1 pseudogene is annotated in these 371 nt (G+C 48.2%); it reads right to left on the bottom strand.

Going from position 1 to position 371, the window contains the following annotated elements:
* A pseudogene (locus tag ACFWW4_RS22735) lies at nt 1-239 on the bottom strand (glyoxalase); the annotation flags it as partial.
* Between the last annotated feature and the right edge of the window lie 132 nt (nt 240-371).

The following is a 371-nucleotide window of genomic DNA, read 5'->3' as shown; positions in this document are numbered from 1 at the left end:
ACGTCCTCGACTTCGAAGTTGAGGATCATTCCCTTTGATGCACCCCGCGATCCCTTGGGGATCGTTTCATGATCAGATTGGACGACCGCGAGATTAACCGAGGGCTCCTCTTCGCTTTGGAGGTGCACATACCAATCGGCCTCAAAGGCCGCACGAAATCCGAAGTGGCGTTTATAAAAATCGGCTGTTTCTGTAACTGCTTCGGACTGGATGACAGGGTAGTACTGTTTGACACGCATTTTGGTCTCCTTTCATTTACATGCACTATGTATGTATCATGGACTCACAAAAACATGCAAGATGTATGTAAGATGATTTTGTTAGAAACCGGAGAACGCCGATATGACCCCAGACAAACCCGTGCGACGGAG

The organism is Yoonia sp. SDW83-1, assembly GCF_046762885.1.
GTDB lineage: Bacteria > Pseudomonadota > Alphaproteobacteria > Rhodobacterales > Rhodobacteraceae > Yoonia.
Note: the sequence above shows the minus strand (reverse complement) of the source record. Positions and strands in the feature narration are given on the sequence as shown.